Raw genomic sequence first — 5,733 nt, 5'->3', positions numbered from 1 at the left:
GCCGGGCTCTGCGCCGTGCTGGGACCCGACGACCAGCTGCTGTGCAGCGGCCGGTCCATCGCGCCGGCGCTGGCGCGCGGGCTCGACCCCGGCGCCGTGGTGGCGGAGCTGCTGGGGCGCACCGGCGGGCCCTGCCGCGGCCGCGCCGGGCGCGGGCACCTGGCGCAGCCCGCCGCCGGGTTCTTCGGCGCGCATGCGGTGGTGGCTGGCAACCTCTCCATCGCCGCCGGCGTCGCGCTGGCCTTCCAGGCGGCGGGCCGGCCGGGGATCGTCGCCGTGCTGTTCGGCGATGGCGCGGCTGGCGCGGGCGCGCTGCACGAGACGCTGAACATCGCCGCGCTGTGGCGGCTGCCGCTGCTGTTCGTGTGCAGCAACAATGGCTGGTCGATCTCCACGCCGACGGCCGCGCATCTGGCCCCCGCGCGCGTGGCGGACCTGGCGCGCCCCTTCGGCATCCCCGCCGCGACGGTGGACGGCACCGACGCGCCGGCGGTGCGCGACGCGGCGGCGGCGCTGGCCGCTGGCATCCGCGACGGCGCCGGCCCGGCCTTCCTGGAAGCCCTCTCGGTGCGGCTGGGCCCGCATTCGACCTTGGCGCGGGAGAGCCGGCCGGCCGCCGATGTCGCCGCGCTGGCCGCGCGCGACCCGATCGCCCGTCTGTCGGCGCGGCTGGGCGAGGCGGTGGCGGCGCCGCTGCGCGAGGCGGCCGAGGCGGCCGCCGGGGCGGCGTTCCGCACCGCCGAGGCCTCGCCCTCCGCCACCGCGTCCGAGCTCGACGATGCGGCCTGAGCCCGGCGCCACGCGGCGCTTCTTCCGGGAAGCGATCGCCCGTGCGCTGCGCGAGGAGATGCGGCGCGACCCGTCGCTGCTGCTGCTCGGCCAGGATATCGGCGCCTTCGGCGGCCCCTATCGCGACTTCGAAGGGCTGCTGGCGGAATTCGGCGCCGCGCGGGTGCGCGACACGCCGGTGGCCGAGGCCGCGATGGTCGGCCTCGGCGTCGGCGCGGCGGCGGCCGGGGCGCGGGCGCTGGTCGCGATCACCTACATGGACTTCCTGATGCCGGCGCTCGACCCGCTGGTGAACTACGCGGCGAAGCTGCGCTTCAAGACCGCCGGGCAGCTGGCGGCGCCGGTCGTCGTCAAGACCACCGCCGGGGCGAAGGGCCAGGGGGTGGCGCATTCGCAATGCCTGGAGGCCTGGCTGATGAACGTGCCGGGGCTGGCCGTCGTCGCGCCCTCCTCGCCCGGCGATGCCTATGGGCTGCTCAAGACGGCGCTGCGCGCGCCGGGCCCGGTGGTCTTCGTGGACCACAAGCGGCTGTTCCCGCTGTCCGGCCCCGTGCCGGACGAGGAGGCCACGATCCCCTTCGGCGTGGCGGCGATCCGCCGGCCGGGGCGGGACGTCACGCTCGCCACCTATGGCTGGATGACGCATCCGACGCTGGCTGCCGCGGCGGCGCTGGCCGACGAGGGCATCTCGGCGGAGGTGGTGGAGCTGCGCAGCCTGGCGCCGCTCGACATCGGAACGCTGGCCGGCTCCGCCGCGCGCACCGGCGCGCTGGTGACGGTGGAGGAAGGCCAGCTGCCCTGCGGCATCGGCGCGGAGATCGCCTTCCGCGTGCGGGAAAGCGTGCCGGCGCTGGCCGTCGCGCGGGTCGGCGCGCGCCCGGTGCCCGTCAGTTCCAACCCGGCGCTGGAGGCGGCGGCGCTGCCCGACGCACCGCGCATCGCCGCCGCCGCGCGCCGGCTGCTGCGCCCTTCCGCAGGAGAGACCGCATGATCCGCCAGCTTCGCGTGCCCGGCCCGATCGCCGATGTGGAGGAGGTGCGGGTGCTGCAATGGCACGCCGCCGAGGGCGACCGCGTCGAGCCCGACGCGCTGGTGGTGGAGCTCGAGACGCACAAGGCGGTGGTGGAGGTGCGCGCCGGCCGCGCCGCCTGGCTGCGTCGGCGTCTCTGCGCGGAGGGCGAGTGGCAGATGCTCGGCGCGCCGCTGGCGCTGCTGTCCGACGATGCGGCGGAGACGCTGCCGGAGGATGCCGCGACCGCGGCCGAATGGCCGGTCGCCTTCGAGGTGACCTGAAGGCGCGCCTCGATCCGGATCGCCTGGTCCTCGGCGTTCGCCGCGCGTCAGGCCGCGCGCGGCGCGAAGCCCGGCAGCCCGGCCTCGCGCAGCAGCCGCGCCGTCTCCTGCCGCAGCGCTGCCTGCAGCGCGCCGCTCGGGTGCGTGCCGTCGGGCATGTGCGCGGCCATGCCCATCTCGGCCAGGATCGCGTCCACGTCGAGCACCAGCATGCCATGGCTGCGCGCCAGCTCCGTCAGCAGCAGCGTCCAGTCGCGGTTGCGCACCGCCGCCACCTGTTCGGACAGCGGCGCGTCGAAGGCGGCGTAGGCATGCAGCTGGTCGCGACCCGTCGTCGTCGCCTGGTTCGCGACGACCACCGGCCCCGGGATCGCCGCGCGCAGCGCCGCGACAAGCTCCGCCATCTCCGCGGCCTGCTGCGCGAAGCTCCGCGTCTCCCGCACGAAGGCGGCATCCAGCCAGGCGCGGGTCGCGGGCCCGATCAAGTCGGGCTGCAGCCGGTATCCATGCAGCGCCAGCGACCAGCCCTGCGTCCGGTGCCGCAGCACGGTCCGCGCATCGCCGATCAGCGAGAACAGGATCGCGTCCGGCCGCGCGACGCGCGTGATCCCGGCCTGCGTCAGCAGCGGCGCGTCGAGCGCGACGGGATTGCGCCCCAGCGCCGCGAGCAGCGAGCCGGCGAACAGCCAGTCCTCCGCGCCCGGCGGCGGCCCGTCGGCGAAGGCGCGCCGCATCCCCTCGGAGATCGCCTGCAGCTCCGCCGGCGTGCGGCGCATCGCCTCCAGCGCCGACACGCCGGCGGTGACGGGCATGATCTCGGGCAGCAGCACCAGGTGGGCGGGGCCGGCGATGCCGGCGTGGAACTCGCGGAAGTCGCCCTCCTCGCCCGCGATCGCGTCGGCGATGTCGCAGCTGCCGAGGCAGGCGAGGGTCGGCGGCGCCTCGCCCCCCGCATCGCCCCACCAGGCGCGGCGGCGGGCGTACCAGCCACTCAGCAGCCCGCTGCGCATCGCAAGCTGTGGGTTCACGCGCAGCCCGGTGGTGAACAGCAGGCCGAGCACCCTGGCCCCCGGCGGCACCTCCGCCTCCGGCTCGATCTCCGCCACCACCTCCTCCGGGTCCCAGGACGCGGCGGCGCGCAGCCGGTCGAGCATCCCCCCGCGGGAGGTGCCGGCGCGCGGCCTGACGCGGCCGGCGAAGGGCGCGGAAAAGGCGACGCCGAAGTCGAGCCGCTCCATCGCCATCGGCGAAGCGGTGATCCCGCCCTTCGGCGGCAGCACGCCGAGCTGGCAGTAGCCAAGCACGTCGCCGGGGCGGACGCGCTGGCCATCGCGCACCAGCCAGCGCAGGCCGGAACGCTGGGCGCGCAGCCCCTCGGGCGCCACCGTCCCGAGGCGGAGCGGCAGGGTCGCGCTCACGCCCAGTCGTGCTCCACCAGCACATTCGCCACGGAGACGCGCAGCGAGCCGGCGACCGGCCCGTCCACCGGCTCGTCGGGCTCGGTGCTGAACAGGCCGATCGGCGCCCAGAGCGGCACCTCCTGCCCGACCGTGACGAGCAGCCGGCGCAGCCAGACGCGCTGGCGCACGACGATGCGGTGGAAGGAGACCGGCGGGCAGTCGTGCTGCACGCTGGCCGCAAGGTCGAGCCGGATGTCGAGCAGCCTTCCGCCGGGCGCCAGCGGCGCGCCGGGCGCGGCGTGCAGCGCGTGCACGGTCATCCCGGCCTCGACGTCGGCGAGCGGCGGCATCGTCAGGTTGAGGATCACGTCGCAACCATTCCGCATTCCGGTGTGGCGGCTTAATCGGTTCCGCGGCGGCGGCCTGTCAAGCGCGCCGGCGCCCGACTGCCCGCCGGCGCGGGCCGGCCTCGGGCGGCCGCCCGGGCCCGCGATCCGAACTCGGCGCGCCCTGCGCAGGACGGATCCGCGCCGACAGGCCGTCGCGCCGCGGGGGCATCCGATCTAGCCTTCCCGCATGTCGACTCTCGTCAGCTGCCTCATGGTCACAACCGCCGCGCCGGCGCGGCTGCCGCTGGTGCTGCGCAGCATCGCCGACTGGCGCGCCCAGACCCATCCGGCGCGCGAGCTGGTGGTGGTGGTGAACAACGCCCCGCCGGACGGCGCCCGCGCGCTGGCGGCGCATCTCGCTGCGCTGGCCGACCCGGCGATCCGCGTGGTCGAACTGCCGGGCGCGCCAGCGCTCGGCGCGGTCCGCAACGCCAGCATCGACGCCGCGCGCGGCGCGGTGCTGTGCCAGTGGGACGACGACGACCGCCACCACCCATACCGGCTGGCCCGCCAACTCGCGGCGCTGCAGGCGGGGGGCCGGCCCGCGGTGCTGCTGCGCGACGTGCTGCATTGGTTCCGCGCCGAGGGCACGCTCTATTCGCTGAACTGGGCGGCGACGCCCTCCGGCGGCAAGCCAGCGTCCCTGACGCTGCGCGCCGAGGCGGCGCCGCGCTACGATCCGTCGGCGCGGATCGGCGAGGACCTGGCGGTGGCCGTCGCGCTGCACGCGGCCGGCGCGGTCACGGCGCTGGCGGATGCGCCGGAGCTGCTGGTCTATGTCGCGCATGGGATGAACCTGATGCCGCAGGACCACCACCGGATGCTGGCGGAAGGGCTCGGCCGGTCGCGGGCGCTGCTGCTGCGGCAGGAAGCCGCGCTGCGCGCGGGCGTCGCGCCGCTCGGCCTCGGCCCGGTCGCGGTGCGCGGGCCCAACGGCGTGGCCTTCAGCCTGGACTGAGGTCGCCCAACGTGACCGCGATCTCCTCCTCGTAGAGCAGGCGGCCGGTGCCGGCCTCGACATGGCGCACCGCCGCGCCGTCGCGGGTCAGGCGCCGCAGCATCAGCCAGGCGGGCGGCATCGGCACGCCGGGGGCCCCGGTGAACAGCCGCGGATGGCGCTCCGTGACCAAGCGCGGCTCGAGCTGCCCGGCGAAGGCGTCGTGCCAGGCGGGGACGCGGCCGTTATCGTCCAGGTCGCGCGCAATCGCATCGAAGGGGTGCCAGGCGCCGCCCAGATGCGCCTCCGCCCAATAGTGTCGCGACGGCGCGCGGGGATAGGGCAGCACGCCGCCGACCAGCCGCGCCGGGATGCCGCGCGCGCGGAACAGCGCGACGAGCAGGGCGGAGACCAGCTGGCAATCGGCGGCGCCGCGCGCCAGCACCCACTCCCCCGGCGCGGCGACGTCCACCTCCGCGTAGTGGATCGGCTCGACCTGCAGCCGCGCCAGCGTGGCGCGCCAGATCGCCTGGGCGACCCGAAGCGGCGGGCCCTCGCCCGCCGCCGCGGCCAGCGCCGCGATGGCCGGGGTGACGCGGATGAACCCTTCCTCCCGCCGCAGGTGGAGCGCCGCCGCCTCCGCCGGCAGGGGCTCGGGCGGCAGCGCGCCGCGCAGCAGCGGGGCGATGCGGGCGGTGGCGCGCAGCGCCAGCACCGCGTCGGCCGGGGCTTCGAGCCGCACCTCCATCCGGCCAGGCGAGAGGGTGGCGGGCGGCGCGCCCGACGGCTGCTCCAGCACCTCGACCACCAGGTCGGAGACGCCCGGTCCGGGCAGCGGCGCCGGCAGGCGCAGCCGCGCCGGGCGGCCGGGCGGCAGGGCCTCGGCGGGAAAGCGGCGGCGCAGCGTGACGGCGACCAGCCGCCC

7 protein-coding genes are annotated in these 5,733 nt (G+C 76.9%); 4 read left to right on the top strand and 3 right to left on the bottom strand.

Annotated features, from left to right (window positions below; translation table 11 throughout):
• The 3 genes from HEQ75_RS27430 to HEQ75_RS27420 all read left to right on the top strand — a co-directional run.
• Positions 1-789 (top strand): thiamine pyrophosphate-dependent enzyme (locus HEQ75_RS27430; protein ID WP_168035302.1); only part of this gene is annotated, 789 nt, incomplete at its 5' end.
• Complete coding sequence (locus tag HEQ75_RS27425; protein WP_168035301.1) at positions 779-1,780, top strand: alpha-ketoacid dehydrogenase subunit beta; 1,002 nt, start codon at positions 779-781, stop codon at positions 1,778-1,780. The genes HEQ75_RS27430 and HEQ75_RS27425, both read left to right, overlap by 11 nt.
• The gene (locus HEQ75_RS27420; protein ID WP_168035300.1) at positions 1,777-2,082 is read left to right on the top strand and encodes a lipoyl domain-containing protein; all 306 of its coding nucleotides are present in this window, start codon (positions 1,777-1,779) and stop codon (positions 2,080-2,082) included. Before HEQ75_RS27425 ends, HEQ75_RS27420 begins: the two co-directional genes overlap by 4 nt.
• Before the next feature lie 47 nt (positions 2,083-2,129).
• Here HEQ75_RS27420 and HEQ75_RS27415 read toward each other — a convergent pair whose 3' ends face one another.
• Both HEQ75_RS27415 and HEQ75_RS27410 read right to left on the bottom strand, forming a co-directional pair.
• Complete coding sequence (locus HEQ75_RS27415) at positions 2,130-3,500, bottom strand: hypothetical protein (RefSeq protein WP_168035299.1); 1,371 nt, start codon at positions 3,498-3,500, stop codon at positions 2,130-2,132.
• Positions 3,497-3,850 carry a hypothetical protein gene (locus HEQ75_RS27410; protein ID WP_168035298.1) on the bottom strand — a complete coding sequence of 118 codons (354 nt, stop codon included), beginning with the start codon at positions 3,848-3,850 and terminating at the stop codon, positions 3,497-3,499. Before HEQ75_RS27410 ends, HEQ75_RS27415 begins: the two co-directional genes overlap by 4 nt.
• Before the next feature lie 232 nt (positions 3,851-4,082).
• Between HEQ75_RS27410 and HEQ75_RS27405 the strand changes: the two genes are divergently transcribed.
• Entirely contained in the window at positions 4,083-4,829 is a 747-nt protein-coding gene (locus tag HEQ75_RS27405) for a glycosyltransferase family 2 protein (protein ID WP_168035297.1), read from the top strand.
• Here HEQ75_RS27405 and HEQ75_RS27400 read toward each other — a convergent pair.
• Positions 4,816-5,733 (bottom strand): transglutaminase-like domain-containing protein (locus HEQ75_RS27400; RefSeq protein ID WP_168035296.1); only part of this gene is annotated, 918 nt, incomplete at its 5' end. The two genes, HEQ75_RS27405 and HEQ75_RS27400, sit on opposite strands and share 14 nt — an antisense overlap.

This window comes from Falsiroseomonas selenitidurans, from assembly GCF_012103215.1.
Lineage (GTDB): Bacteria > Pseudomonadota > Alphaproteobacteria > Acetobacterales > Acetobacteraceae > Falsiroseomonas > Falsiroseomonas selenitidurans.
This window is presented reverse-complemented; position numbering and strand designations above follow the sequence as displayed.

Coding starts and splice junctions, on each gene's coding strand:
- HEQ75_RS27425 (WP_168035301.1), top strand. CDS start 779: ATGCGGCCTGAGCCCGGCGCCACGCGGCGCTTCTTCCGGGAAGCGATC.
- HEQ75_RS27420 (WP_168035300.1), top strand. CDS start 1,777: ATGATCCGCCAGCTTCGCGTGCCCGGCCCGATCGCCGATGTGGAGGAG.
- HEQ75_RS27405 (WP_168035297.1), top strand. CDS start 4,083: ATGGTCACAACCGCCGCGCCGGCGCGGCTGCCGCTGGTGCTGCGCAGC.